This is a genomic window from Seonamhaeicola sp. MEBiC01930, assembly GCF_045277075.1.
Taxonomy (GTDB): domain Bacteria; phylum Bacteroidota; class Bacteroidia; order Flavobacteriales; family Flavobacteriaceae; genus Seonamhaeicola.
Genome location: NZ_CP104270.1, coordinates 179,989 through 203,898, shown reverse-complemented (window position 1 = coordinate 203,898; position 23,910 = coordinate 179,989). Strand labels below are relative to the sequence as shown.

Genomic DNA, 23,910 nt, shown 5'->3' with positions numbered 1-23,910 from the left:
GTAAGAGGTAAACTCAATAAAAATCATGAAAAATCACTAATTGTTGTACCTGTGTTGTACCTAAATTTTGTATCTTTATACTAATAAAAACAAGAGCTATGTCAACAATACAGGCAGTTTTAAGACGAAAACCAAACAGTGCAGGTTTGTTTCCTCTTGCCATTCGTCTTACCAAAGATAGAAAATCTTCATATTTATACACAGGTCAGTATATTGACGAAAAATTCTGGGACAGCAAGCATAGTAAAGTAAAAAAATCTCATCCTAATTCTAAGCGATTAAACAATTTGCTCCTTAAAAAGTTGTCGGAGGCAAATGATACTTTATTAAATAGTGATAGCAGTAGTACAGACCAATCTGTTAATAAAATAAAGAAGGCAATAGTAGGAGAGGATAAAAAAGAGTTTTTTGAAGTGAGTGAAATTTTCCTCGGCAATCTACTGAAACGTAAAAAATTTAATCAGCATTACAATCAGAATAAGAGAATAGAGATTTTTAAAAACTTCATAGGGCGTTCTGAGCTAGCTTTCACAGATCTAGATGTTACATTGCTCAAAGGCTTTGAGGCGCATCTTTTATTTGAAAGAAAGGTATCACCACGTACAGCAGTTAACTATCTTATGCTTATTCGTACTATTTACAATTTTGCGCGAAAGGAATTTAATATTGATTATAATAATTATCCATTTGGTAAGGGTAAAATTCAAATTAAATTTCCTGAAACAGAAAAAATTGGATGGAATAAAGAAGAAGTTCAACAATTAGAAACTGTAGAAGGTATAACCCACGCCCAACAACAGGCCGTCCATGTTTGGTTAGTGAGTTTTTATTTTGCTGGTGTTAGAGTTGGGGATGTTCTTAAACTGAAATGGTCTGACTTTAAAGATGGTCGTTTATATTACCGTATGGGTAAAAACCAAAAGCTTGTTTCTTTGGCTGTGCCGGAGAAAGCACAAATAATCTTAAATTCTTACGAGGTTGAAAAAGGAAAAAAGGATAGCTTGGTTTTTCCATTTCTTAAGGGCACGAATTTAAAAAATGAAAAAGAGGTTGCAACTAGAGTCAAAACAATAACCAGAAACCTTAATCGACGGTTAGAAATAGTGGCAGAAAAGCTTAAAATCGATAAGAAGCTATCTATGCACATTGCTCGTCATAGCTTTGGCAATATTTCAGGAGACAAAATCCCAATTCAGATGTTGCAAAAGCTTTATCGACATTCATCAATAACAACCACAATAAACTATCAACAAAATTTCATGCACAAAGAGACAGATGACGCTCTGGATTCAGTTATTAATTTTTAAAATAAAAAGAATGAGAAAGTTTTCTAAAGAGGAAATAACAAGAATGTTTAATGAAGCTCCTAAAATAGCACCTGAATTAATTGATGAGATTTATGAGGTTTTAGAAAAAGATGGCGTTGAAGCGGTTAATACTTTATTTGACACAAAAGGCACTTTCAATCCAAACTTCAATAACAAACAAGCTGTTATAGACTTTATATCTATAATGAAGAAGTTCTCTCAATTAAAGTTAACCCCAAAAGAGGAAGCTGTTTTAAATATGAGAGTAAGTAAGAATTAAGAGAAGTCAGTTTCTAAATTTTTACGATATTAGCTCTATGCAAGTTGTCTGTTTACAAGAGGAAGCATTTTATAAACTTTTTGACAAGGTAGTCGAACACCTTGAACAAAAACGTGGAAAGGAAGCCCCGTTCAAGTGGATTGATGGAGATGAAGCTATGAAATTGTTGAATATCTCTTCTAAAACGACTTTGCAGAAATTAAGAGACGAAGGAAAAGTTCGTTTTTCACAACCGCAAAAAAGAATTATTCTTTATGACCGCAATTCAATAGATGAATATTTAGAGCTTCATGCCCGAGAAACTTTTTAAGATATGGAAGAGCAAACGAAAGTAGATAAGGACTATATAGAAGCTTTTAACCAAGGCTATGAGGTGGCTAAAGAACTTGGGTTAAAACCAGAAGAAATTGAGAGTATAAAAGCAGGAAAGGACAGAATGCGGGCTATGAAAGAGGGTATGGAGCAATATCAAAAAGAAATTGAACTAGAAAAAGATAAAAACATTATTCCTCCCTTTGATATGGATTCTTTTGATAATAGTTATATTGATTTAACACCAGATAAAGAAGATAAGGACAAGGACATCGATATAGATATGTAGCTCTGTATTATCTGTCAGTACATCTTTTTTGCTTAGTCTGCCATGTTCACGGCATGACAAAAACAGACCTCTTTAAAATCTCTGAAATTGAACTGACTTATAAGCGGAAAGTAAAAGCTTGTGACCGTCCGAAAATAACTTGCTCACGAGATGCTTACAAACTCTTTCGGGAAAACTGGGATGATTTGACAATTAATTTACAGGAAGAATTTAAGCTCATGCTCCTTGACCGTAATAATGCTTGCATGGGTATTGTGCCAATTTCAAAAGGTGGTGTTTCAGGCACAATGGTTGACCCAAAATTAGTGTTTGCTTCTGCGCTTAAAGCTCGTGCCTGTTCTATGATTTTGGGGCATAATCATCCTTCAGGTAATCTAAAGCCCAGTTTAGCAGATAAGAGCATTACCGAAAAGCTTGTTAAGGGTGGTAAATATTTAGATTTAAAAGTTCTTGACCATATTATTGTGACTGACGATGGATATTCTTCTTTTGCAGATATGGCTTTAGTCTGATTTTTAAGTTCTGTTAAATAAAAAGATTGAAAAATATTTGGCAGGGTTTTTGGAATCTCTATCTTAGATTCAATAAACGTAAATTGTATATTATCGAACAATAAAAAGAACGAATTTTAAAATATAAGCATTAGCTAACGAATTTCACTACCTGTAGAAAACTGGTAATTTTTAAAAGGGGTCAAGTGAAAGGCAAACAAGCTATTGCCCACGGTATGCGTGGGCTTAGTTGTTGTCTTTGACTCCTTGGTATACCAGTACCTCTACAGGCAAGACACTCTGAGTTCACGCTATTTTTTTGCCGTATGAAAACTACTCTCAATTATATCCGAGACCCTTAGAGGTTATTTTCTCTCTCAAATTCCCCATTTTCCAAGCCTACTTGGTGTTTCAGTTATTATTTAATCCTTAAAAATTCAAACATGAAAAACTCATTTTTCACCCCTTTTATCATAACCCTTTTATTGGTTGTGTCCTGCAAAGATGCAAGTCCACAAAGCAGAGAAGAAATCAAAGAGGCAAAGAAAGCCTTAGAGTTAAAAAACCTCGAACAATTTTTTCTTGGGGCAACCAAGCTCTGTTTAGATTCACCAGAAGCACAATGTTGTAAAAGCTTTGTATTTAGCCCCTATATCAATCCAATGGAGGTATATCTAAATGTTTTTGAAAACAACAGAACAATTTTTGATAATCAAAATAACCCTTTCAAGCTAAAAGAAATTCGAGAAGATATGAAAGGTAAAATTGCCAAAATCAGAGATAAGGCCATTGCCACCGGTTCTGATAACTTGGTTTACGAAGTCTATGGCGAATGGAGTATAGATGCGTATGATTTTGATAAAGAGCAACTTAAAATAAATTCATATTATACTTTTCACTTCAAAGCTCTTCCAATGAGTTTTGGTTCAGGTAAGCCTCTCAAAATTCAAGAGTTTGTGAATTATAGGCCGTCAATATCTATGAGCGCTAATGAAGCTGAAAAGGTTTTTGACTATTACGAGGGAATAAAAGAGAAATTAATGCTTGGCCCGACAAAACCTCTTAACACCAGAATCACTTATTCTTTGCATAAGCCAGAACCAAGAAGCCGTCGCCCAGATGATTTTATCATTAAGCCAAAGAAAGTTGAGCTTTTCCTTTATGGTAGTTGGTCTGACAAAATCGGTGAATTTACTTTTTAATTCTAAATCTAGAATCATATACAATGAAGACACTTTTATTTAGTTACAAATTTTTATTAGTAACACTAATGTCTCTTCCTCTGACTCTATGTTCGAGTGAAGATAATAATGAAACAGATGACCCTATTATTGATAATGGTAATGGCGGTAATAATTCATCAGAACCGTCTGAAGATATTGAAACGCTTTACCTGACGAATATAACTCGTGCTGGAAAAGGAGCTTACCTAGCGATGTTAAAGGGCGCAAAGACACCGTATCATGGCACGGATTTTTATCGCCAACGTCTCAATCTAAATGATGAATCCCCAATCTTTTCTGTTTCTGGGGGTAGTTATAATAAAGATGGTAGTATTCCAACAACAAAGGATGATAATTATTCTCCTTATAATAGGCATGATGTGAAAAGGAATAATGTTACTATCTCTTTTGTTTTTATTGACGAAGCAAATGCCAATGCTGAATTAATTATTGATAAATCTATGACCTTTGCCTCACAAGGTTGGACAATACCTTTTGAAAATAATTCGGTACGCGTGATTGAGAAGGGAAGTTTTACTATCAAAGTAAAAGAGGCTCGCCTTAATGATGATATAACCCCACTTGGAAAAGATAAAGACAACAGTATTATTACATCTTTTAAATTTAAAGATGAGGTTATTGATAATAATTCTGTTGAAGCCAATACAGAGATTAACGGTTTAAAATATGGGAATGAAGACACCCATCCAATAAATATCACGCATAATGAATTGCTTGATATTTTTCGTGAAGAGGGAAAAACGCATCCTATTAAAATTATAGAGACAGCCCTTGTGCATGGAGGTAAACGCATTGAACCAGTAGCACAACCACCCAGTTTTTAATAGGACATTCTAAATAACAAAGCCCATTATTATTGATGGGCTTTGTTATTCAAAATCATCTGAAACGTCTCGGTTTTTGTCTTTGTCTTCATCTTTTTCGCCTAAATCCAAATAGCCAGTATTCAAATAGTCGTTAAAATTAAATTTTGACTCTCTTTTTACTTTTGGCTGTTTTTCATTTTCTTTTGCCCTATATGCGTTCATTCCAGTTTCTACTAAAGCTAAAAGACTTAAATCATCTATTTGGGGAATAACTTCAATTAAATATTCTTGCTCAGTTTCCTTAGTCTTTTCTTTTAAAGAGGCCTTGATTTCATTGGCATAGAATATTTCAGCTTTCTTTGTTTCTTCTTTGGTCTGTTCTGGAGTACGCATTGTTTTATAGTGGTATTTCGTGATGCGTATGTCTCCTTGAGGTTTAGGGGCAGGGTCGGGCTTTTTGAACCTTATCTTTTCTGTTCGTTGAATCTCAATAATCCTTTTGTTTTTTTCGGTTATTAACTCCTGCGTTTTTCTACAGATTTTGGACAATTCCCTAATTTCCATGATGTATAATTCATCAACTTCTCTTGACATAAAATGATTTTTTGTGATATGGTTATACAAATTTTAGAGGTTATAAATGCCTATTTTTCATGGAGTTGATATTAGCTCCGATACACTTAAAGCCTACGAAACAGAGAATTTGGAATACAAAACCCAAGCTCGCGAAATCATTTGCGAACAACTGGGCTACGAACCTCTTTTTCCATTATCTTCTTTGGCCGAATTACGCGTCAGAAATGCTCTAAAACGTTTTGAACTTGACGAAATTTCAAAATCATCTTTGGATTTTCAAATCCAGTTTCAAAAAAATGTCGTCAATTCAATCATGACGGAAGCGGCGCAACTAGGACAGGCTTAGACTAACGTCACCATTAATTAAAATTCTTAGAAATAATTTTACAACTTTTCATATTTTCTTTCATCAGAATTTGCATCACGATTTTTTATATCCTCGGAAACCTTTTTGATTCTTTCTTCAATCGATTTTATTTCATTATCAACGTATCTAATCCATTGTATGAATTCCTGCCTAATAAAGTTGACGTCACGTCTATTATATTCTGTAAGTCTATCCCCTTTTTTGTTTCCACGTCTATAATACTCTTCATCACTTAAAGGTTCAAAATTTCTCCATAAATCTAGATAATATTGGTAGTGCTTTTTTTCTTCAACTAACCACTCTATGGCTTCTAGACATAGTTTTTTCATTTTATCCAAGTTACCTTCGGAGTATTTCATCAAGTACAATTCGTTAAAGAACTCTGGCTTTTTAAGAAGAGCGTTTTGCGGTAACCAAGGGTCTTTTGGGTTTAGATAACCGCCTTTATATCTTTTTCCACGGAAACCGATATACATCAAGTAAATCATGAAAGAATAGAATAGTACTGTTGGAAATAGGTTGAATGGCTTCATATTTGAATCCTGTAATTCATAGATTCTTTTCGCATGCTCAATGTTTTTCTCAACGAACATGCTAGGAACACCATACTTCCACAAGAAATTAAAATGCAGAAAACTAATATAAATTAACCCAATAATTATTCCTCCCTTAATAATACGTTGGATTAGATGAAACGTCTCTGAAACAGACCTATCCCATAGGCGTTTCTTTTTTAATTTTCGATAAATGAAAAAACCAATTGCTATGATAGCAAGTACTGTTAAGCCATTTCTAATGACATAAAAGTTGAATTCAAAACCACCTTCTTTACTACCACTCAATATACCCTTGTAAGCTAGATATAGAACAAATGCTCCTAGAAATATCCTAAATTGAATTTTGTATTTTGTGAGAATTTCAAAGACCTTATAACCGACCGCATTAAATCTCCCAGAAACAATAAAGACAATACCTAGGATGATAAACAATATAGGGGTGGCAATATAATTGATTTTTGCTAACCACATCCACACATATTGCGTGTGCATATTGGCATAAGCATCCCAAAAATCCTTAAATGTTTTGATGTCTTGTTTACTGGCATATGCAGATAAAACTATGCTGACAATCATAACTAAACCAATTCCAGAATAAATAGTTTTTAGAATGGTAGAGTATCGGCGTGTAAAAATAAGAGTAATAAAAATCAGGTTTAGTATTAACAGACCATTCAAAGTCAATAAGGAAGGGAAAAACTCTGGGTATTTCTTATTTTGGTTAATGAGGAAAAACCAATCATATAACTTGATGGTCAATATATAGAAAATGATAAGGTGTACTAAGATAGATAGGGGGTGTGTAAGTGCTTTTCGTGCTTTCAATTGTTATTTAGGTTTTTAGCTGGTTAATGGTCAAAAGTGCATGATTTCGTTTAGTCTGTTTAAAGGGTATTCCTTGGCGGTGTATGACAACATCGACTTCAAAATTATTGATTGGCCCACCAGTTTTTTGTTTGGCTAAATCTGATGGTTCAATGATATTTTGTAAACTCTGCGTGCTGCCTTCACTTGTCCCAATATTTTGCCCCATAGATGTTCCTGTATTATGAAGCCATGCTAATTGTTTTCCAATTAAACTAGAAGCATACTCATTGGTTTCGACATCTGAATTGGCATGGAAAAATTTTGTTCCTAAGTTTCCCGCTAAAGCTTTGAAACGATACATGCCTTTTTCTCCTCCACCAGCGTGAAGGGTGTAATTTGGTAGATTTTGCGTTAAGTAAACTGTACATGCCCGGTAACTTCTTGCGGTTGATTGGTGGTCAATATCATGGTCGTGTAAGAAATAATGCGCCTCATCCACCCATAAGAACGTAGGGGTGCTGTCTTCGGTTATCTGTCTTCTCTGCATGGCACGTTGCCAAACATATTTGAATAAGATTTGTCCATCCTTACCAGTTTTTTCAAAGATGAGATAAGGCAGATTAACAACAATAATTTTCCCGTCAATTGTATCTTCAGGTGTTATATTGGTCTTTGTATTAAAAAGAGTATAAAGGGGGTCACGCATAAACCTGTCCCCAAAACCAAAAAACATTTGTTCAACAATACTTCTGGTTTTTTCTGAAAGATTCAACCAATTACCCAAAAAGAAATCTTCAATTATATGAAGTCGTCTTGCTTTTTTGTCCGTTTCCTCATTTCTTTCAATCGAATTTATCTCTTTGGCAATATGAGTCATCAGAGAAATACAAAGAGAATTTTTACACCAATCTTGATTTTTTAGTTGGGAGGTATTTCTAGGCGCAGATTGAATTATTTTATAGATATGCTCAAAACGAATAGCCTCATTATTGAGTAAGCACAAATCCACCGAATTGACGAGCAGTTGCTGTAAAGCCGAATCCCAAAAAGCTTCATTTTGTTCATTTCCTTCGATTGCTCCTGCTTTAATAACCGTTTTTAGGGTATCTGCGATGTTGTGAGTAATACCCGTACCGCTATCAGGCCGACTGCATTCGTAATCAAGGAAATTAAAATATCTGTTAGAACCATAACCAAATACGATAAGGTCATTTTCCCTGCCACATTTTTTGCAATATTTTTTCCAAAGGTCGAGTTCTTCTTCTTTAGCAGTTAGGACAAGTCCGCCAAAGCCTTGCTTTAAATATTTTTTGGCTAATAGAGCGCCAGAGCCAGACGTTTTACCACTTCCAAGCCCACCCATGATAAGAACACCCTCACAAGCATCACGAACCGTAAACGGGTGTCCCAAATTCCATTTGATGAGTGGAAAGTCTAAAAAATTTGACATCTAAAATATTGGTTAGTTGGAAGATACCAATTTATAAAAAAATATCGAGGGTTCAAACTAACTGTTAGCAGTAGAATTTAGGTCTTGGATTATCACGGAGTCTCTTTCTTTCGTTTTTCCAGTAATCCATGCTAGCTTTTAGTTCATGGCGAAATCCATCCCATTCTGTTTTGTGTTCTTCTTCAGTTTTCGGTTCACTCTCATAAAACTCGAAATCTTCTCCAAACTTCATTTTTGCATCAGCTAAGGTATTTGGATTGTTGTCCATCGTCTTGGCAAATTCAAGTCTTGCTATAACATCTTCGTAAGGCATGAGCCGAAATTCATTTAAACCACATCCAATAAGCCCTTTTTCAATTAAAAGGCAGAAACTTTCTAATTGAAAATGAAGTTTTGCTTTTGACTCAGTGTTCTTGTTGTCCAAGTTAACTTTTCCGTGTTTATCTTTTTTAAATGGGAAATCAAAGATTTTCTGTTCAGCAAACAGAGCAAGCATCTTCTTCTCTTCCTCATATATTCTGGATTGTTCTTTTAACCATTCTTCATGTTCGCGCATGCGTTTTTTCTCGCGTCGTCTATGTTCTTCCCAAGTTATGCCATTACTTAGTTTTTCTTCATCAAACGGAAGGTCAAAAAGAATCTGGGCGAAACGTGTATTATAGACGATGAAGAAATCTTTTCGGTATTTCATTTCCTCTTCAAGGATTTTATCCCACATATTTGGGTTGGGATTATAACCGATTGATTTTAGTATATAGTTCAATGCTTTCATGGACGATATTATTCCATAATACCACCATAAAGTCAAGCGTTCAAAATGGTAGTAAAACCGCTTAGGTCTTTATTGTGAAAAATCCTAAAGCACTGCTTAGGGGAGATGTCTGATAAAAATTAGCACTGTTGGATTGGTGCAAAAAGCAATGCAGGGTATCAAGATTTTTCCTTACGACAGAAATGTATGAGATATCTTGATGTTCAAAACTAATCATTTTTGTTAAGGTGATACATAAATTTATACAAGCAATGCAAGCTATGAAGGCATTAAAGTGAAGCATTGTATCCTTCTTACAAGGGGTAAGAATAAGCTATTAAATTTCATCCATATTTTCTTAGGGGTGAGTTTTGTATAGTTTAGGATGTAATTTTAAAAAGTTAAAACAGCAGTCCTTTTGAGCAAGAACTGTCCATTAGTTAAAACATACAAACCAAAATCTTAAGCAAAAACCAAAAAGCCCCCAATATCTATCGAACAAATCTATGCAATGTGAGGTAACTTTACATACTAGGTTTGTTTTGATATAAAAAATCAACGGCTTTTGAGGCCTTAGCTGATGCTTTGAAGATGTATGCTTTATTATTTTTCAGGGATTTCAACCAGCTTTTAATATAGATTGTATGATGTTCAGGGTGTATTTGGGTAATACCATGTTGTGCGCAAAGAAAAGCTGACCCTAGTTCTGCAACGAGTTCTTCAAATGCATAGTTTTCTTTTCCAGTATTATTGCTGATGTCTTTTAAATCAAAACGATTTAAGCGATGTTTTGCGCCCGTCCAATGTGTTAGTTCATGAAGTAAAGTTGCATAATAATTTTCAGTTGCATTCGCTTGAGGCGTATTTTGAAAAAGAGGTCTTTCAGGCATGTTGATGTAATCTTGACGTGTACTATAATATGCTTGATGTCCACTGTGCTTTATAATAGCTTTTGTCTCTTTACAGAACAAATCAATGTTTTCTATATTTTTGACTTTACTTTGTATAGGTGCGTCATTTTCTATGTCAGATTTATACCCTTCAACTTGATTGGCATTAAAGACATTATAGACTTTAAGCATAGGAATTTTGATTTCTTCCAGTTCTGCGTTCTCAGTTTCTTCTGATTTAGTTAGTGTTTTATAGAAGATTATTTTACTGGATTTTTCACCCTTTTTAACGGAAGCATCAACCTCTTTCCATTGTTTGAAGGTAGCCCATTCGTTTGATGAATAATTTTTGGCTTGTTGATAAAGCCACAGATTTAAAATATTGATACCGTTATAGACATGCTTTGTAATGGGGTTTTTGGGTAGTCCCAAAGAAGATAACCCACCAAAAGGAGGATGGTAATCTTCAATATTAACGCTTTCAAGAAGGTCAATAATCTGGTTGGTAATGGTTTGTTGGATATCAAATTGTTTTGACATTTTCATTCTCCACTCAAAGAATAAGGGGAGCCGAAGCTCCCCTTTGTGTTATGGTCTTGGTTGTCCGTTAGTTGCAACTTTTTTAGGTTGCTCAACTTCACGAGGTTTATTTTCAAAAATCACTAAGTCCCCAAGGTTGACTTCAAAGCAATTTTTTTCTTCATCGGGTTTAATTTCTCCAAACTTGATGGAAGCATCTTTGCCATAAAGCTTGGTCTTCAGGAAGAGTTGAAAACGAGCCTCACCATTCTTAGCATCTGGATTTTCCCGAATTTGGAGTTTCTCAGGGCTAAGGCTCATATATCCCTTCTCGGGGTAGTTCCATACACCAGAAAGACGGAAAGGAATTTCAGAGCCAAATTGTTCACTCTTAATGAAAAGTCCATGCGTAGGGCGGTCGCCTTTTTTCTCGGTTTGCTTTGTACTGTCAGTCATCTTTAAGTCTCCTTTGTTTGTTAATCAGATGATGAGGCGTATTAACAACAAGGCAGAGGATATTTTGCCCAGAACCACACGATTATGCGGGCCAGTGGCGGGCAAATATCCGCGTTGGTGTTATCGCTTTTGAGTCATCTGATGCATCAATACGGCAAAGGGGATTTAAGGTGTACTGACATATAGAAACCTTAAAATAGGAGAAAACCTATCAGTATATTTTCGTATTTTGAAAGCCAATAAAGGCAATCAAAATCGGTCAGTAGAGTGAATTTGGAAAAACAGATATGGACATATGCTTACCGCTTAAAAAGGGAAAGCCTATGATACGTATGTTTCAAAGTTCAACATCGGCGCAAGCAAAGGATTACTTCAAGGATGCGCTGGCAAAGGCCGATTATTATTTGGAAGACCAAGAGGTCAACGGGCAATTCAATGGCAGGATTGCAAAGCGTTTGGGGTTGGAAGGACAAACTGTTGACAGGGCTGCATTTGAAAAACTCTGTGACAATATCAACCCGAAAGATGGTGGGTCACTCACACCAAGAACAGTTGCCAATAGACGTGTTGGCTATGATATAAGTTTTCATTGCCCTAAATCAGTGTCCATTCTTCATGCACTTGGGGAAGATAAACAGGTATTATCAGCCTTTGAGCAAAGTGTCCATGAAACTATGCTCGAAATGCAAGAGGATATGCAAACACGGGTGCGCTCGCAAGGTCAAAATGAAGACCGTGATACTAAAGAACTTCTTTGGACAAACTTTGTTCACCAGACAGCACGACCCGTTGATGGTCATTCACCAGATCCGCATTTGCATTGCCATTGTTTTGCATTCAATGTGACTTATGATGAAGTTGAGGGCATGTACAAAGCAGGGCAATTTCACAATATCAAACGGGATATGCCCTATTACCAAGCTCGATTTCATAAGCGATTGGCGGATAAGTTTTCCGACATGGGCTATGGCATTCGTAAAACCAAGAACGGATTTGAATTGTCTGTTATTCCGCAAAAAGCAATTGACCACTTTTCCAAACGAACAAATTTGATTGGACAGGTCGCCAAAGAAAAAGGCATTACCAATTTAAAGGAACTTGACCAATTGGGAGCAAAGACACGGGCAAAAAAACAGAAGAATTTGACCATGCCCGAATTGCAAAACAAATGGCGTGACCAATTGCATGAAGCTGGTATTGATGAAAAAACACCTGAAGAAACCAAGACTACCGATAAAAGTCATACTGTAACAAAATCAATTGACCATGCGATAAACCATGTTTTTACAAGGAATTCGGTCAAACGGGACAGACAAATTCTAGCTGAAGGCTATAAACATGCCATCGACAATAAAGGGATTAAACTTGATGAGATAGATACCGCTTTAGAAAACAACGATACGGTTTTTAAAATCCAAGTGGGTAGCCAAAGGCTTTGCACAACGAAGTTGGTTCATGCAGAAGAAAGGCGGATGATAGGGCTTGCCCGTGATGGCGTTGGCAAATACCGTCCGTTAAAAGCGGGATTTGATGTTACGCAATTCAAACATTTGAACGACGAGCAACGTTTGGTGATGAACCATGTGATGACTTCACAAGATATGACGGTGATGATACGAGGTGCGGCGGGTACGGGCAAAACAACCTTGTTAAAAGAGGTTGTGCCACAAATAGAAAAAACAGGCAAAAATGTTTTCCTGTTTGCACCAACGGCGGAAGCCTCCCGTGATGTTCTTAAAAAGGAAGGGTTTGAAAAGGCTGATACAGTTGCACGCCTCTTAATGGATAAGGAATTACAGAAACAAACCAAAGGGCAAGTTATTTGGATTGATGAAGCCGGTATGCTTGGTTCTCAGGATATGGCTTCAATTTTAGAGCTAGCCAAAAGAAATAAAACTCGAGTTGTTCTTTCAGGTGACCCAAGACAGCATACCGCCGTTATGCGCGGTGATGCTATGCGGTTATTGCAAGAGGTGGGTAAAATTCCACAGGTTTCAATGGAGACTATCTATCGGCAGAAAGAAGCGACGTATAAAGCGGCAGTAAAAGAAATCAGCGACGGCAATATCAAATCAGGCTTTGCCATACTCAAAGAGCGCGGTTCAATCAAGGAGTGCGAACCAACACGGCTCAAAGAACAGTTGGTAAGCGATTATTTGACCTCTCGAAAATCCAAGAAATCCGCACTTGTGATTACACCAACGAATGAACAAGCCAAAGAAATCAATAAAAACGTGCGAGAGGGATTGAGGGAAGCGAAACTACTCGGTAAACGGGAAAAGCAGTTTGCAGTTTTTGACAATCACTATTTAAGTGTCGCTCAAAAGGAAGATATACGTTCCTATCGTGAAGGGCAGGTTATTCAAACCCATCAAAACTTACCAAGTATCAAAAAGGGTTCAGTTTTGACCGTCGAGAGCGTTGATAAAAGCATGATTAAAATTAAAGATAGTCGAGGCAAACATCATATCCTGCCCCTCCATAGGGCAAAGGATTATGATGTTTACACTCCAAGAAAAATTGAGTTAAGCAAAGGCGATGAAATCCGCATCAATAAAAATGGATTTGATGCTCAAGGCAAACGGTTAAATAACAGTACGATTTTGACTGTCAAAGGATTTGATAATAATGGAGACATAAGAACGGTCAAGAAATCAACAACACGCAATACTGAATTTATTTTGGGAAAAGACCATAGTAATTTTGATTATGCTTATGCGATTACCTCATACAGTTCACAGGGAAAGACAGTAGATAAGGTTATTATCTCGCAACCCGCATCGACTTTTTTAGCCTCTAACCAAAAACAGTTTTATGTTTCGACCTCCCGTGGGCGCGAAGATGTAACGATTTACACGGACGATGCAGATGAGCTTTTGGAGCATATAAATAAAAGAGGTGACAGACAAGGAGCAACAGAATTAAAGAAGGTCAACTTTAATAAGACAATTGAAATAGAAAAAACAACGGAAAGGGAAGTTCAACCTCCAAAAACCATTGATATAGATTATGAGCCAGAATTATAAGTTTAAAAGCCTGCAAATTGATAAAAGCGGACAGAACAAGGAAGATAAGGCGGAAAAAGCCTCAAATAGTGTAACGGTTTTTGAAACAGGAGAAACCAGAACCATTGATTTTGTTCTTAAAGACGGTACACGGCAAAATTTCGCCTATTCACATTATTTGACTTCTTGGCTCGGTAAAGATGGTGATGATAGGGTAATCAAAATCTTCTTTGCAACCCACCTCATAACGATTAAAGGCTATTCTCTCGATGCATTATATGACGGATTAGCTGGTTTTTCTGTTAAATCCATCAAAGCTCATGATGGACGTTACGCTGATATGGTCGAGGAAGATAAAACCTTCGTGACGGACATTAAAATTGCTTGGAAGAAAGAAGGGGATGAAAATTAATTTGTGTTAGATACTGTTCTTGTTTCAACTTTTTGACGGACAAAATAGCTTTTTTCCAATCCCATACGACCAAAGCGATTACGAAGAAAATCTTCTGATTGAAGCTGTTTGGCAGGATAAGCCTGTACCATTTTACCATTCCCTTTTTGCCATTCTCTTTCTGCTATATGACTATGAACTGCAAATTCTTCCAGTAAAAAAGCAACGCCATTTTGTAAAACCTGTTGGTTGTCATTTGTTCCTAATTGACGGGCAACCCATTGTTGTGCATCCAAATTGACACAGGCTTGAAAGGGTTTGACCGTTTTGTACATTTTATAGAGATTCTCTTGCAACTTCTGAACCCTAGTTAATCCTAGCCAATTATCCCAACGGCTTATTTCATAAGGGATAGTAAGTTGTTTCAATATATTGTCGTTTGTGGCTAACCATTCGTCCCCTAAAGCGATAGCCTTCTTATAAGCAACGTCTTTTGAAAAACCTTGGCTTATCAAATTGTGCCGTTGTAGGCTATCGGAAACATTGACAATACAGTGGTCAAAATTGGCATTGACCCATTCAATCATGGCTTTGAGTTTGTCGCCAGTTTGATTGTCATTGTTCATACTAATATTGAGACTACACACTTTAGCACCAGTTTGACTTGCGGCTGGTTTTGCTTTGATTTTATAATATCTATGTTCCATTACCTCACCTACTATTCATATGTTTCTGGAGCTGTGGTTTTGGTCGGGGTTTCGTATATGTTCCAAAGCTGATTGAAAATATTTCTCATAACCTCTGCACCATTACGGTCGCGCACCACCATTGCTTTAGTATTGTTATCAAGCATTGTGGCAACCTTATCGCCAAAAATGACAACATTGTAATTCATATAATGCTGACCAGGTATGAAACGGTATTCTTTTAAGGGGTAGAGCAGGTAGGTGTCACCTTCACGAACCATTGACCGAACATTGGCAATTTTACGGATACGTGCTTCGCTTTTAATGACTTCTGGTGGAGAAAGAGAATTGTCAACGAACATATATAAGAGTTCGCCTTTTTTTTCTTTAAGCGTGTAATAGATGTCATCAAGAAGTTTCAGATAAAAGTCATCCCCGTCATAAACGGTTAATGTATCTTGACGGCGACGGATACCTTCACCTTTAAGAAATTCAATACCGTTATCGGATAACGCTTGATAAATGCTATTCAAGGTGTCTTCCTTGATAGCACCTCTATTATTTTCAAATTTTTTAATGGTGTCGATGGATAAGCCAACAGCATCCGCTAGGTCGGCTTGAGTCCATCCCATTAGGGTGCGCCCCATAGAACATTGATTTCCTGTTATCATGCGTCCCACTTTACACTAAATACACTTAGAGTCAAGCAAAAAGCGGCTCATTAATAATCTTATTACATACACTAATAGTGAATTATTTATACATTAAAGTGTATTTTTTCTTGACATAAGGAATGCGAATCAGTAATGTCAAAATTGTGAGGTAGCCCGAAAGAAAGATTTTCGGGTGTGTGAAAATAACTTTTGTGAGGAAAGTACAATGACACCCCAAGATACATTGGCTTTAAAGGCCAATCAAAACGACGAGTTTAACTTATATGCAATGGAGCATGCCGTTTATGAGGAGGCTATTAATCCTTTTAAACAACTTGATTGCTATGAGAAAGAACGTCTGTCTTGTGGTCAAGTTTCCGCTTAAATAGTTTTTCACCAAAATAGGTTCATACGGAGCGCGTCTCTACTTTCCTGTTATCAATGATGGGATGCGTACCCTTGCGCTTATTTTATGAGGCATGGCTGACTTTATTCGTTTCTTCAGTCATGTCTCTACTCACGCTTTTTTAAATAAAAACAAGTGAGGAAAACAAATGACCGATAATGATGATGATAAAGACCATTTTGACGAAGCCATAGATGCTGTAGACGGCTATGAAGAGGGTGTTAGCATTGATGAGCACCTTAAACGAGCGCACCGAAACGCTAATACGACCGTTAGCGAAATTAAAAAGGCATTGGCTAAACAAGCCATGTTGTCTAAGCGTAGACATTAAGAAATTCACTGAACGGTGTCGAGTGAATAATTGTGAGGTATGACACCACAATCTAAAACGTGAGGAAAGAAAATGAACGTTACAGATAAAATACTCCCAGAACTTGACTTGGATAATATTGTCAAGAAAACAGCCAATAAAAATGGTTGGTCAAAAGAGCAAGCTAACGATATTGAAACAAAGTATCGCGGCTTTTTGAAACTTAACCAAATTCATGAGGGAACTGAATTTGCTCCTGACCCTGAGATTGATGAACTATGGCACGCCCATATTCTTGATACGCAAAAATACATTGCAGATTGTGGTCAGCTATTTGGGTACTTCTTGCACCATGAACCAAGTTATAAAGCTCCAAACGAGCCAAATGTTTCATTAGAAGATGCTTCAAAAAGAACGCAAACTCTCTTTAAAGAGAATTTTGGTATTGATTTGAATTTTGGGATAGGAAATGATGCAATAGCAAAGACTTGTGGTAGTCAAACACGTTGCAAAACCAAGATTAAAGGAAACCAAATTCTTGCTGCATAAAAACAAGTCAAATAATGAAGGGATTGAGGTGTTTTCGGATGCCTCAATCCGTATTTATCAATATGGTCAAGGGTTTGATTTGCCCATGTCATTTGCTATTGCGGTAAAGCATATACAAACTGAAGCTATTAATAGTATTGCTGAACATTTTACGGTCGAGCAAATTCAAACTTGGCAAGCAGGAAAATCGGAAGATTTTATTGATTTCATTAAAAATTGTCATGCCAACTACTTTGTTTTTGACGAAAGAGAAGAAATTATTGGCTATGCTATTCTGCCAAAAGCTGGCTTTTTACAGCAATTCTTTATTCATCCAAATTATCAGTTTAAAGGTATTGGAACAAAACTACTTTCTGTCATCGAAAAAGAGGCTTCTAATAGGGATAATAAAGGAATGCTGTCCCTCAATGGCAATAATGGCAGTTACCAATTCTATCTTAAACTAGGATATTCTATTGCCAAAGAACACGACCTCGATATGCGAGGTGTTCTTATACCTGTGAAATTGATGGAAAAGGTATGAAGGCTTTTGAAATTTTATGAAGAGAAACCGATTCTCAAAAACATGAAAATATGATAGACTGCTAGCCAGAATGCTAGCCAGAGAGTTTTTTAGGAATATATGATTAGCTGAAAGCCTTGAAAAGAATGGTGCCCCGAGGCAGACTTGAACTGCCGACACAACGATTTTCAGGTTCGGTATAAGTCAGTACTATAATGTCTTATAATCCTCTATGAAACCTTTGTTTGCTGGTGCTTCTTTCACTTATAAACGAAAACAAGGATTCATAGAAATGCATATTAGTTCACAAAATGACACCTCAATTGCTAGCCCAAATGCTAGCCCAATAAGAAGTAAGAATAAAAATAGTGCTTTAAATCATATAAAGTATACAGATTTGTCTATTAAAAGATTAAAAGCAAAAGCATCAAGGGTTATTTATTGGTTTGAAGGATATAATGGGTTTGGGATAAGGGTTACTCCTAAAAACAGAAAATCTTGGGTTTATATATATAGATTTAATAACAGACCAAGGATGATGACTTTAGGTAAGTACCCAAGAATGTCATTAAGTGAGGCTAGAAAGGCATATACTGAAAGTGACCATCAAGTTCAAATGGGTTTTGACCCAGCTCAAAAGAAAGTAGATGAAAACCAATTTGAAAGAGAAGCTGATACGATTAAAGATTTACTTGAGCGATATATTGAATATAGCAGAGCACAAGGAAAAAAATCTTGGAAAACTGAAGAATCACAATTGAGAAAGAATGTAATACCGGTAATAGGGCATATGAAAGCACATCATGTTAAAAGGAGACATTTAATGCCTATTTTTCATGATATGATTGTTAAAAGAAATGCACCAATAGGAGCAAAACACCTTTTTGCTTACACAAGAAGAATGTTCAATATCGCAGTGATGTGGGATTTAATGGAATATAATCCATGTATAGGTTTAAAACTTGGGATTAAAAGTAATAAAAGACAAAGACACTTAACTCCAAGAGAAATTTTTGAATTTTGGCATATGTTAGATAATGCAGGCACGGCAATGGTTATTCGGTTAGCCTTAAGGTTTATGCTATGCACGGCTTGTAGAGGTGTAGAAGTTCGTATTATGGAGTGGGAACATTTGGATTTAGATGCAATGATATGGACTATCCCAAAAACGAAAAATAAAAAAATGCACCGTGTTTATCTACATGGTCAGGCAAAGTTAATAATTGAACAAGTTAAGTATTACACAGGAAATTCAAAATATGTTTTTGGTTCAATGAGGCATGAGAAAATACCTGATAATCCACCAGTAGATTTAAACCATCTTGGTCAAACGAGCTTAAGTCGGGCAATAAATAACAATCGTAAACTCTTGGATATGGAAGAATTTAAGCCTCATGATTTACGGCGTACTTCGGCAACATTGGCGGCAGGATTAGGATGTCCAAGGCAATGGGTTAAAATTCTACTTAATCATACGGATAATGATATTACAGGGATATATGACCAGTATGCTTATGATTGGGAAAGAAATAAGGTTTCTGAAGTTCTTAATTTTGCTATCAGCAGAATTGTGTCTTGTTTCAATATAGACCAAGTACCAACACTGCTAGAACTACGAGATGAGGTTAGAGAAAAAGGTATTTACAAACGAGAATTTTAATAAAAGTAGCCCGCTATTGTAGTGGGCTACTTTTATATTTTAAGAAGTCGGCTGATAATTATCAGGGTTTTCAATCCAATCCCTTAATTCTTGTATTCTATAAGCTTTTCTACGCCCATGGTGCGTTAAAGAATATAGTTTGGGAAAGCGCCCTGCTCTTCGTTCTCGATATTGTGTTGTTTTGTTTAATGTTGTTAAAATCTCTGCTGTTTTAATGGAGGCAAATGCGTTTATTTCTAATAATAACTTTACGATAATTTCTTTTTCTTGGTCGGGGTCAACTAGGATTACAGAATTGTTTTCTATAGTTTTCATTTAGGTGCTTTCCTTTTCATTTGTGGATTTGAAAAGGTTTATAAAAGAATAGGTGTACTTCACATACTGACCTATTTATTCGTATGTTTTAACCCTTATGGTATTTATAAAGAGTTATTTCATTCCTTTTTCCTTGAAAAAATTAAATCTGTCAGTATAGCGTCCCAGACTTCCAATTTATAGGTAAGCAACAGCTAATAACAAATTGAAAGGAAAGAGAAAATGCATATTAAATTTAATTATCCACATAAGGTGAGGAAAGATTTTCTTCATGATGTGGTAAAACAACTTATCAATCAACGTCATTTGTTAGGCATCACTCAAGATGAATTAAATCATACACTTGGCGTAGCTGACCGTTTAGTTAGCCATTGGGAATGCGGTGTAAGAACCCCTACGGGCTTTCATTTGTATTGTTGGGCTGATGCCTTGAAAAGTAAATTGGTGATTATTCCAGAAGAAATCGAAATACAAGTATTGATTAATCAGCTTCAAAAGGAATTAGCCAATGATAATTCCCATGTGTGCAAAACACCAGTAAATGATAATATTCTTGCAGTTTCAGAAAAGAAGATTAAGCTTACCAATTAATTAAGTTAACATACAAAAAGAGGTCGCTGACCCCTAAAAGTCAAAGCGACCTCTTCTCTTTAAGATGCTAAAAATCACATAGATTAATCCGCTCGATATAATACTTAAGAAATAAAACATTATTATCTTGTAATCCGGTATAAAGATTTTTATTTTTATAGCTAATTTCCGTCAATTTATCCTAGATTAACGGAGATACTTAACCACTAAATTTAGAGCGTATTTTTATGTCATCAAACGAAAAACTAGACCTTGCTTCACCCAATTTTGTGAATGAAAATTTTGAAAAACTAGCCAGTTTATTTCCCAATTGCGTTACAGAAAGTGCAGACGGTAAAGCTATTGACTTTGATTTATTAAAACAAGAGCTAAGCCATGAGGTGGTTGAGGGGAATAAGGAAAGGTATCGTTTGGAATGGCCCGGGAAACGCGAGGCTATTGTAACGGCAAATTTACCCACAACTAAGACATTAAGACCTGTTAGGGAAGACTCAGTAGATTTTGATAATACCGAAAACCTCTATATAGAAGGAGACAATCTTGAAGTTTTAAAACTTTTACAAGAAAGCTACTTAGGTAAAGTAAAAATGATTTATATAGACCCACCCTATAATACGGGTGGAGATTTTGTTTATAAAGATAATTTTACCAAAGATACCCAAGAAGAACTTCTTGATAGCGGACAAAAGGATGAATACAGTCAACGATTAGTTGTTAATCCTGAAACAGGGGGGCGTTTTCATTCCGATTGGTTGAGTATGATGTACCCAAGATTAAAACTTGCAAGAAACTTATTGGCAAGTGATGGTGTGGTTTATATATCAATTGATGATAACGAAATACATAATCTACGAAAAATTTGTGATGAAATTTTTGGGATTGATAACTCGAGAGGTACGATAATTAGATCTACTGGAACTCGTATGGGAAGTGGAAATAAGGATATTTCTAGTGAGGTTGATTATGTGTTGATATACTCAAAATCTAGTGAATTTGAATTTTCGCCATTATCCATGAGTGAAGATGATTTGAAAATTTATGACCAGCATGATGAAAAAGGTAGATATTTGACACGTTCTTTAAGGCGAACTGGTGGAGAAAATAGAAGAGAAGATAGGCCGTCTATGTTCTACCCTGTTTTTTCTCCTGACGGGACAGAAGTTTATCCATTGGCTCCAGAAGGATGGGAGAGTAGATGGGTATGTGGCAAAGAAACCTATGAAAGGTTGTTGTCGGAAGGCATGATTGAATGGAAAAGAGTTCCGAAGGATGGAAAGGATGAATGGAAAATCTATCAAAAGCACTATATAGGTGAAGCAGTAAAATATGCCTCTAACAGCTGGGATAATATAGAAGGAAATAAAAAAGCAACAAGGGAAGTAAACAAATTGTTTGATGGGATGAAATATTTTAATCATCCGAAGCCAGTTGATTTTCTTAGTAGAATTTTGGCAATTTCTAACTTAGAAAAGAATGAGATTGTTCTTGATTTTTTCTCGGGTTCAGGGTCAACGGCTCATGCAGTCATAAATAGTAATGCTAAGGATTTACAAAACATAAGGTTTATTCAAGTTCAGTTACCTGAACCAACTAGTGAAAAAAGTGAAGCTTTCAAAGCAGGCTACAAAAACATCTGTGAAATAGGAAAAGAGCGTATCCGAAGAGCTTCCAAAAAAATAAAAGAAGAAACCAAAGCAGATATTGATTACGGTTTTCGTGTATATCGCTTAGACGATAGCAATATGCAGGATGTATATTATAAGCCTCAAGAATACGCGCAAGATAGTTTAGAGTTGTTCTCAGATAACGTAAAACCCGATAGAACTGCCGATGATTTATTAGCGCAAGTTATGCTAGATTGGGGCTTGCCACTTTCGCTAAAAATAGAACAAAAAACAATTGAGGGAAAACATGTTTTTAAGGTTTCTGAAAACTCTTTATATGCCTGTTTTGATGATGGCATTGATGAAGTTTTTGCCAAAACCATAGCCAAAGACCAACCATTGCGTATTGTGTTTAAGGATAGTGGTTTTAAAGATGACACTGCAAAAACAAATGTAAAGCAGTTGCTAAAACAGTTAAGTCCAGAAACTGAAATGAAAGTCATTTAATCTATGGCATTACCAATTAACATACAGGATTTGGTACATGGTAATACTGTGGAATGGGAACGATTAGAGTTTAAGCGTGGTTGGAATCCAGAGGAAATAGTACATTCTATTTGTGCGTTTGCTAATGATATTCATAATTGGGGTGGAGGCTATATTATTGTTGGTATAGCGGAAAATGAAGGACAACCCATATTACCCCCAACAGGGTTACAACAAAATCAGTTAGATGCAATTCAAGGGGATATTGTAAGGTTAGCATACCAAGTACAACCGAATTATTTTCCTATTTCACAACCCTATGTTTTAGATGGTCAACATATATTGGTGTTATGGTGTCCGGCAGGAGATAATCGCCCTTATAGTGCGCCAAGTACCCAAGGTCAGAACGCCCAACGGCATCATTACATAAGAGTTGGTTCACGTAGTATTGTGGCTAGGGGCGACAATTTAAGGAGATTGCAGGAATTAGCGGCTCGTATTCCTTTTGATGACCGTGTAAATAACCAATCAACTATTGAAGATTTTGATTTAGGTTTAATACAAGCACATTTGCAGGAAATAAAAAGTGATTTGTATGCCACCAGTACCACTATGCCTCTTGTAGATTTATGTAGAGCTATGCTCATTGCTAAAGGTGCTGATGAAGATATTCGTCCTGTTAATGTTGGTTTACTCTTCTTTGCAAAAACTCCAGAAACCTTTTTTCCAAGGTCATGGATAGAATTGGTTTGGCATCAAGACGGTTCTAGTAAAAAGTTTAAAGAGTATTATTTTAAAGGGCCTTTGCAAAAGCAATTGCGAGATGTGTTTTCGTTTTTCAAAACGAATATCATGTCTGAGCAAGTGATTAAAAGTGCCGATAAAGCAAAAGCAGAACGCTTTTATAATTACCCTTTTGATGCTTTTGAAGAATCTGTGTCTAATGCTGTATATCATAAAAGTTATGAGTTGGGTTCTCCAATAGAAATACAGATTTGGCCTGATAAAATTGAAATATTAAGTTATCCAAGTCCAGTGCCACCAGTTAATGCGGAAGTGTTGAGTACACATAAACGTATTGTTGCTCGAGAATATAGAAATAGAAGAATAGGTGATTTTCTAAAAGAACTACAATTAACAGAAGGTAGAGGTACTGGTTTTCCAACTATTTATGATTCTATGGAGAATAATGGCTCTCCTGAGCCAGTTTTTGAAACAGATGACCAAACTTATGTTTTAGTAACCCTTCCTATTCATGATGCTTTTAAAGAAAGTGACCAAGTTAGCAAACAAGTTGATACTCCTGATAATGCTATTGTTTTAAGTAGTTTAGAAGAAGTTATAGCTTTTAGTGACCAAGTTAGTGACCAAGTTAGTGACCAAGTTAGTGACCAAGTTAAAGCTGTACTTAATAATGAAGTAAGTAGTAAAGCAATTGAAGTTCTTAATCTGACAACAGATTGGATTAAAAGAGGTGACTTGTTAAAAGGAATAGGGTTAAGTAATCACACAACAAATAGGAAAAAATATTTAGACCCATTAATTGATTTGGGGTGGGTAAATATGGAGTTTCCTGAAGCGAAAACAAGCCCTAATCAACGTTACAAATTGACCGCATCTGGTATGTCAGTATTAAAACTTATAAGGTAA

At 36.0% G+C, this 23,910-nt stretch carries 27 protein-coding genes; 18 read left to right on the top strand and 9 right to left on the bottom strand.

All coding sequences use genetic code 11. The annotated features are described in order from the left end of the window. Positions 1-98 precede the first annotated feature (98 nt). The 7 genes from N1F78_RS00975 to N1F78_RS00945 all read left to right on the top strand — a co-directional run bounded on the left by N1F78_RS00975 (position 99) and on the right by N1F78_RS00945 (position 4,747). Positions 99-1,307, top strand: a complete 1,209-nt coding sequence (locus N1F78_RS00975) for a tyrosine-type recombinase/integrase (RefSeq protein ID WP_406684332.1) — start codon at positions 99-101, stop codon at positions 1,305-1,307. A 10-nt stretch (positions 1,308-1,317) separates the two neighbouring features. Next, positions 1,318-1,587 (top strand): hypothetical protein, encoded by a 270-nt coding sequence (locus N1F78_RS00970; RefSeq protein ID WP_406684331.1) that lies wholly within the window; start codon positions 1,318-1,320, stop codon positions 1,585-1,587. A gap of 37 nt (positions 1,588-1,624) precedes the next feature. After that, entirely contained in the window at positions 1,625-1,897 is a 273-nt protein-coding gene (locus N1F78_RS00965; RefSeq protein WP_406684330.1) for a helix-turn-helix domain-containing protein, read from the top strand. A 3-nt stretch (positions 1,898-1,900) separates the two neighbouring features. Then, positions 1,901-2,188 (top strand): hypothetical protein, encoded by a 288-nt coding sequence (locus tag N1F78_RS00960; protein WP_406684329.1) that lies wholly within the window; start codon positions 1,901-1,903, stop codon positions 2,186-2,188. A gap of 53 nt (positions 2,189-2,241) precedes the next feature. Next, positions 2,242-2,700, top strand: coding sequence for a JAB domain-containing protein (locus N1F78_RS00955; RefSeq protein ID WP_406684328.1), 459 nt, complete (start codon positions 2,242-2,244; stop codon positions 2,698-2,700). A gap of 422 nt (positions 2,701-3,122) precedes the next feature. Continuing rightward, the gene (locus N1F78_RS00950; protein WP_406684327.1) at positions 3,123-3,881 is read left to right on the top strand and encodes a hypothetical protein; all 759 of its coding nucleotides are present in this window, start codon (positions 3,123-3,125) and stop codon (positions 3,879-3,881) included. A 23-nt stretch (positions 3,882-3,904) separates the two neighbouring features. Further along, entirely contained in the window at positions 3,905-4,747 is an 843-nt protein-coding gene (locus N1F78_RS00945; RefSeq protein WP_406684326.1) for a hypothetical protein, read from the top strand. 45 nt (positions 4,748-4,792) lie between these two features. On the opposite strand, the gene N1F78_RS00940 is transcribed toward N1F78_RS00945, so the two are convergent. After that, positions 4,793-5,323, bottom strand: a complete 531-nt coding sequence (locus N1F78_RS00940) for a hypothetical protein (protein ID WP_406684325.1) — start codon at positions 5,321-5,323, stop codon at positions 4,793-4,795. Positions 5,324-5,369: 46 nt separating this feature from the next. On the opposite strand from N1F78_RS00940, the gene N1F78_RS00935 reads away from it, so the two are divergent. Further along, a complete protein-coding gene (locus N1F78_RS00935; protein WP_406684324.1) occupies positions 5,370-5,651 on the top strand; it encodes a hypothetical protein in 282 nt (93 codons plus the stop codon). A gap of 38 nt (positions 5,652-5,689) precedes the next feature. On the opposite strand, the gene N1F78_RS00930 is transcribed toward N1F78_RS00935, so the two are convergent. The 5 genes from N1F78_RS00930 to N1F78_RS00910 form a co-directional block, all read right to left on the bottom strand. Next, a complete protein-coding gene (locus N1F78_RS00930; protein WP_406684323.1) occupies positions 5,690-6,988 on the bottom strand; it encodes a hypothetical protein in 1,299 nt (432 codons plus the stop codon). A gap of 73 nt (positions 6,989-7,061) precedes the next feature. Next, a complete protein-coding gene (locus tag N1F78_RS00925; RefSeq protein ID WP_406684322.1) occupies positions 7,062-8,486 on the bottom strand; it encodes a type IV secretory system conjugative DNA transfer family protein in 1,425 nt (474 codons plus the stop codon). A gap of 64 nt (positions 8,487-8,550) precedes the next feature. Continuing rightward, entirely contained in the window at positions 8,551-9,258 is a 708-nt protein-coding gene (locus N1F78_RS00920; RefSeq protein ID WP_406684321.1) for a hypothetical protein, read from the bottom strand. 503 nt (positions 9,259-9,761) lie between these two features. Beyond that, positions 9,762-10,667, bottom strand: coding sequence for an ArdC family protein (locus tag N1F78_RS00915; protein ID WP_406684320.1), 906 nt, complete (start codon positions 10,665-10,667; stop codon positions 9,762-9,764). A 48-nt stretch (positions 10,668-10,715) separates the two neighbouring features. Beyond that, positions 10,716-11,102, bottom strand: coding sequence for a hypothetical protein (locus N1F78_RS00910; RefSeq protein ID WP_406684319.1), 387 nt, complete (start codon positions 11,100-11,102; stop codon positions 10,716-10,718). Positions 11,103-11,425: 323 nt separating this feature from the next. Between N1F78_RS00910 and mobF the strand changes: the two genes are divergently transcribed. Both mobF and N1F78_RS00900 read left to right on the top strand, forming a co-directional pair. Next, positions 11,426-14,128 (top strand): MobF family relaxase, encoded by a 2,703-nt coding sequence (gene mobF / locus N1F78_RS00905; protein WP_406684318.1) that lies wholly within the window; start codon positions 11,426-11,428, stop codon positions 14,126-14,128. Then, positions 14,112-14,519, top strand: coding sequence for a hypothetical protein (locus tag N1F78_RS00900; RefSeq protein WP_406684317.1), 408 nt, complete (start codon positions 14,112-14,114; stop codon positions 14,517-14,519). Before mobF ends, N1F78_RS00900 begins: the two co-directional genes overlap by 17 nt. Here N1F78_RS00900 and N1F78_RS00895 read toward each other — a convergent pair. Next, the gene (locus N1F78_RS00895; protein ID WP_406684316.1) at positions 14,516-15,205 is read right to left on the bottom strand and encodes a tRNA-dependent cyclodipeptide synthase; all 690 of its coding nucleotides are present in this window, start codon (positions 15,203-15,205) and stop codon (positions 14,516-14,518) included. The two genes, N1F78_RS00900 and N1F78_RS00895, sit on opposite strands and share 4 nt — an antisense overlap. A gap of 11 nt (positions 15,206-15,216) precedes the next feature. Further along, positions 15,217-15,855 carry a helix-turn-helix domain-containing protein gene (locus N1F78_RS00890; protein WP_406684315.1) on the bottom strand — a complete coding sequence of 213 codons (639 nt, stop codon included), beginning with the start codon at positions 15,853-15,855 and terminating at the stop codon, positions 15,217-15,219. 208 nt (positions 15,856-16,063) lie between these two features. On the opposite strand from N1F78_RS00890, the gene N1F78_RS00885 reads away from it, so the two are divergent. From N1F78_RS00885 to N1F78_RS00865, 5 genes are all read left to right on the top strand, one after another. Beyond that, complete coding sequence (locus N1F78_RS00885) at positions 16,064-16,222, top strand: hypothetical protein (RefSeq protein ID WP_406684314.1); 159 nt, start codon at positions 16,064-16,066, stop codon at positions 16,220-16,222. 169 nt (positions 16,223-16,391) lie between these two features. Further along, entirely contained in the window at positions 16,392-16,574 is a 183-nt protein-coding gene (locus tag N1F78_RS00880) for a hypothetical protein (protein ID WP_406684313.1), read from the top strand. Between the two features lie 72 nt (positions 16,575-16,646). Next, positions 16,647-17,102 (top strand): glycine-rich domain-containing protein, encoded by a 456-nt coding sequence (locus N1F78_RS00875; RefSeq protein ID WP_406684312.1) that lies wholly within the window; start codon positions 16,647-16,649, stop codon positions 17,100-17,102. Continuing rightward, entirely contained in the window at positions 17,044-17,625 is a 582-nt protein-coding gene (locus N1F78_RS00870; RefSeq protein WP_406684311.1) for a GNAT family N-acetyltransferase, read from the top strand. Before N1F78_RS00875 ends, N1F78_RS00870 begins: the two co-directional genes overlap by 59 nt. Positions 17,626-17,836: 211 nt before the next feature. Continuing rightward, positions 17,837-19,264 carry a tyrosine-type recombinase/integrase gene (locus tag N1F78_RS00865; protein WP_406684310.1) on the top strand — a complete coding sequence of 476 codons (1,428 nt, stop codon included), beginning with the start codon at positions 17,837-17,839 and terminating at the stop codon, positions 19,262-19,264. Between the two features lie 39 nt (positions 19,265-19,303). Here the strand turns inward: N1F78_RS00865 and N1F78_RS00860 are convergent, their stop codons facing one another. Then, a complete protein-coding gene (locus N1F78_RS00860; RefSeq protein WP_406684309.1) occupies positions 19,304-19,579 on the bottom strand; it encodes a helix-turn-helix transcriptional regulator in 276 nt (91 codons plus the stop codon). 252 nt (positions 19,580-19,831) lie between these two features. On the opposite strand from N1F78_RS00860, the gene N1F78_RS00855 reads away from it, so the two are divergent. The 3 genes from N1F78_RS00855 to N1F78_RS00845 all read left to right on the top strand — a co-directional run bounded on the left by N1F78_RS00855 (position 19,832) and on the right by N1F78_RS00845 (position 23,910). Further along, the gene (locus tag N1F78_RS00855; RefSeq protein ID WP_406684308.1) at positions 19,832-20,170 is read left to right on the top strand and encodes a helix-turn-helix domain-containing protein; all 339 of its coding nucleotides are present in this window, start codon (positions 19,832-19,834) and stop codon (positions 20,168-20,170) included. A 227-nt stretch (positions 20,171-20,397) separates the two neighbouring features. After that, positions 20,398-22,281: a site-specific DNA-methyltransferase gene (locus N1F78_RS00850; RefSeq protein ID WP_406684307.1), complete on the top strand. Its 1,884-nt coding sequence runs from the start codon at positions 20,398-20,400 to the stop codon at positions 22,279-22,281. Between the two features lie 3 nt (positions 22,282-22,284). Further along, positions 22,285-23,910 (top strand): RNA-binding domain-containing protein, encoded by a 1,626-nt coding sequence (locus N1F78_RS00845; RefSeq protein WP_406684306.1) that lies wholly within the window; start codon positions 22,285-22,287, stop codon positions 23,908-23,910.

Excerpts from the sequence above, each read along its gene's own strand:
- N1F78_RS00975 (WP_406684332.1), top strand. The coding sequence starts at position 99 with ATGTCAACAATACAGGCAGTTTTAAGACGAAAACCAAACAGTGCAGGT.
- N1F78_RS00970 (WP_406684331.1), top strand. The coding sequence starts at position 1,318 with ATGAGAAAGTTTTCTAAAGAGGAAATAACAAGAATGTTTAATGAAGCT.
- N1F78_RS00965 (WP_406684330.1), top strand. The coding sequence starts at position 1,625 with ATGCAAGTTGTCTGTTTACAAGAGGAAGCATTTTATAAACTTTTTGAC.
- N1F78_RS00960 (WP_406684329.1), top strand. The coding sequence starts at position 1,901 with ATGGAAGAGCAAACGAAAGTAGATAAGGACTATATAGAAGCTTTTAAC.
- N1F78_RS00955 (WP_406684328.1), top strand. The coding sequence starts at position 2,242 with ATGACAAAAACAGACCTCTTTAAAATCTCTGAAATTGAACTGACTTAT.
- N1F78_RS00950 (WP_406684327.1), top strand. The coding sequence starts at position 3,123 with ATGAAAAACTCATTTTTCACCCCTTTTATCATAACCCTTTTATTGGTT.
- N1F78_RS00945 (WP_406684326.1), top strand. The coding sequence starts at position 3,905 with ATGAAGACACTTTTATTTAGTTACAAATTTTTATTAGTAACACTAATG.
- N1F78_RS00940 (WP_406684325.1), bottom strand. The coding sequence starts at position 5,323 with ATGTCAAGAGAAGTTGATGAATTATACATCATGGAAATTAGGGAATTG.
- N1F78_RS00935 (WP_406684324.1), top strand. The coding sequence starts at position 5,370 with ATGCCTATTTTTCATGGAGTTGATATTAGCTCCGATACACTTAAAGCC.
- N1F78_RS00925 (WP_406684322.1), bottom strand. The coding sequence starts at position 8,486 with ATGTCAAATTTTTTAGACTTTCCACTCATCAAATGGAATTTGGGACAC.
- N1F78_RS00920 (WP_406684321.1), bottom strand. The coding sequence starts at position 9,258 with ATGAAAGCATTGAACTATATACTAAAATCAATCGGTTATAATCCCAAC.
- N1F78_RS00915 (WP_406684320.1), bottom strand. The coding sequence starts at position 10,667 with ATGTCAAAACAATTTGATATCCAACAAACCATTACCAACCAGATTATT.
- N1F78_RS00910 (WP_406684319.1), bottom strand. The coding sequence starts at position 11,102 with ATGACTGACAGTACAAAGCAAACCGAGAAAAAAGGCGACCGCCCTACG.
- mobF (WP_406684318.1), top strand. The coding sequence starts at position 11,426 with ATGATACGTATGTTTCAAAGTTCAACATCGGCGCAAGCAAAGGATTAC.
- N1F78_RS00900 (WP_406684317.1), top strand. The coding sequence starts at position 14,112 with ATGAGCCAGAATTATAAGTTTAAAAGCCTGCAAATTGATAAAAGCGGA.
- N1F78_RS00895 (WP_406684316.1), bottom strand. The coding sequence starts at position 15,205 with ATGGAACATAGATATTATAAAATCAAAGCAAAACCAGCCGCAAGTCAA.
- N1F78_RS00890 (WP_406684315.1), bottom strand. The coding sequence starts at position 15,855 with ATGATAACAGGAAATCAATGTTCTATGGGGCGCACCCTAATGGGATGG.
- N1F78_RS00885 (WP_406684314.1), top strand. The coding sequence starts at position 16,064 with ATGACACCCCAAGATACATTGGCTTTAAAGGCCAATCAAAACGACGAG.
- N1F78_RS00880 (WP_406684313.1), top strand. The coding sequence starts at position 16,392 with ATGACCGATAATGATGATGATAAAGACCATTTTGACGAAGCCATAGAT.
- N1F78_RS00875 (WP_406684312.1), top strand. The coding sequence starts at position 16,647 with ATGAACGTTACAGATAAAATACTCCCAGAACTTGACTTGGATAATATT.
- N1F78_RS00865 (WP_406684310.1), top strand. The coding sequence starts at position 17,837 with ATGAAACCTTTGTTTGCTGGTGCTTCTTTCACTTATAAACGAAAACAA.
- N1F78_RS00860 (WP_406684309.1), bottom strand. The coding sequence starts at position 19,579 with ATGAAAACTATAGAAAACAATTCTGTAATCCTAGTTGACCCCGACCAA.
- N1F78_RS00850 (WP_406684307.1), top strand. The coding sequence starts at position 20,398 with ATGTCATCAAACGAAAAACTAGACCTTGCTTCACCCAATTTTGTGAAT.
- N1F78_RS00845 (WP_406684306.1), top strand. The coding sequence starts at position 22,285 with ATGGCATTACCAATTAACATACAGGATTTGGTACATGGTAATACTGTG.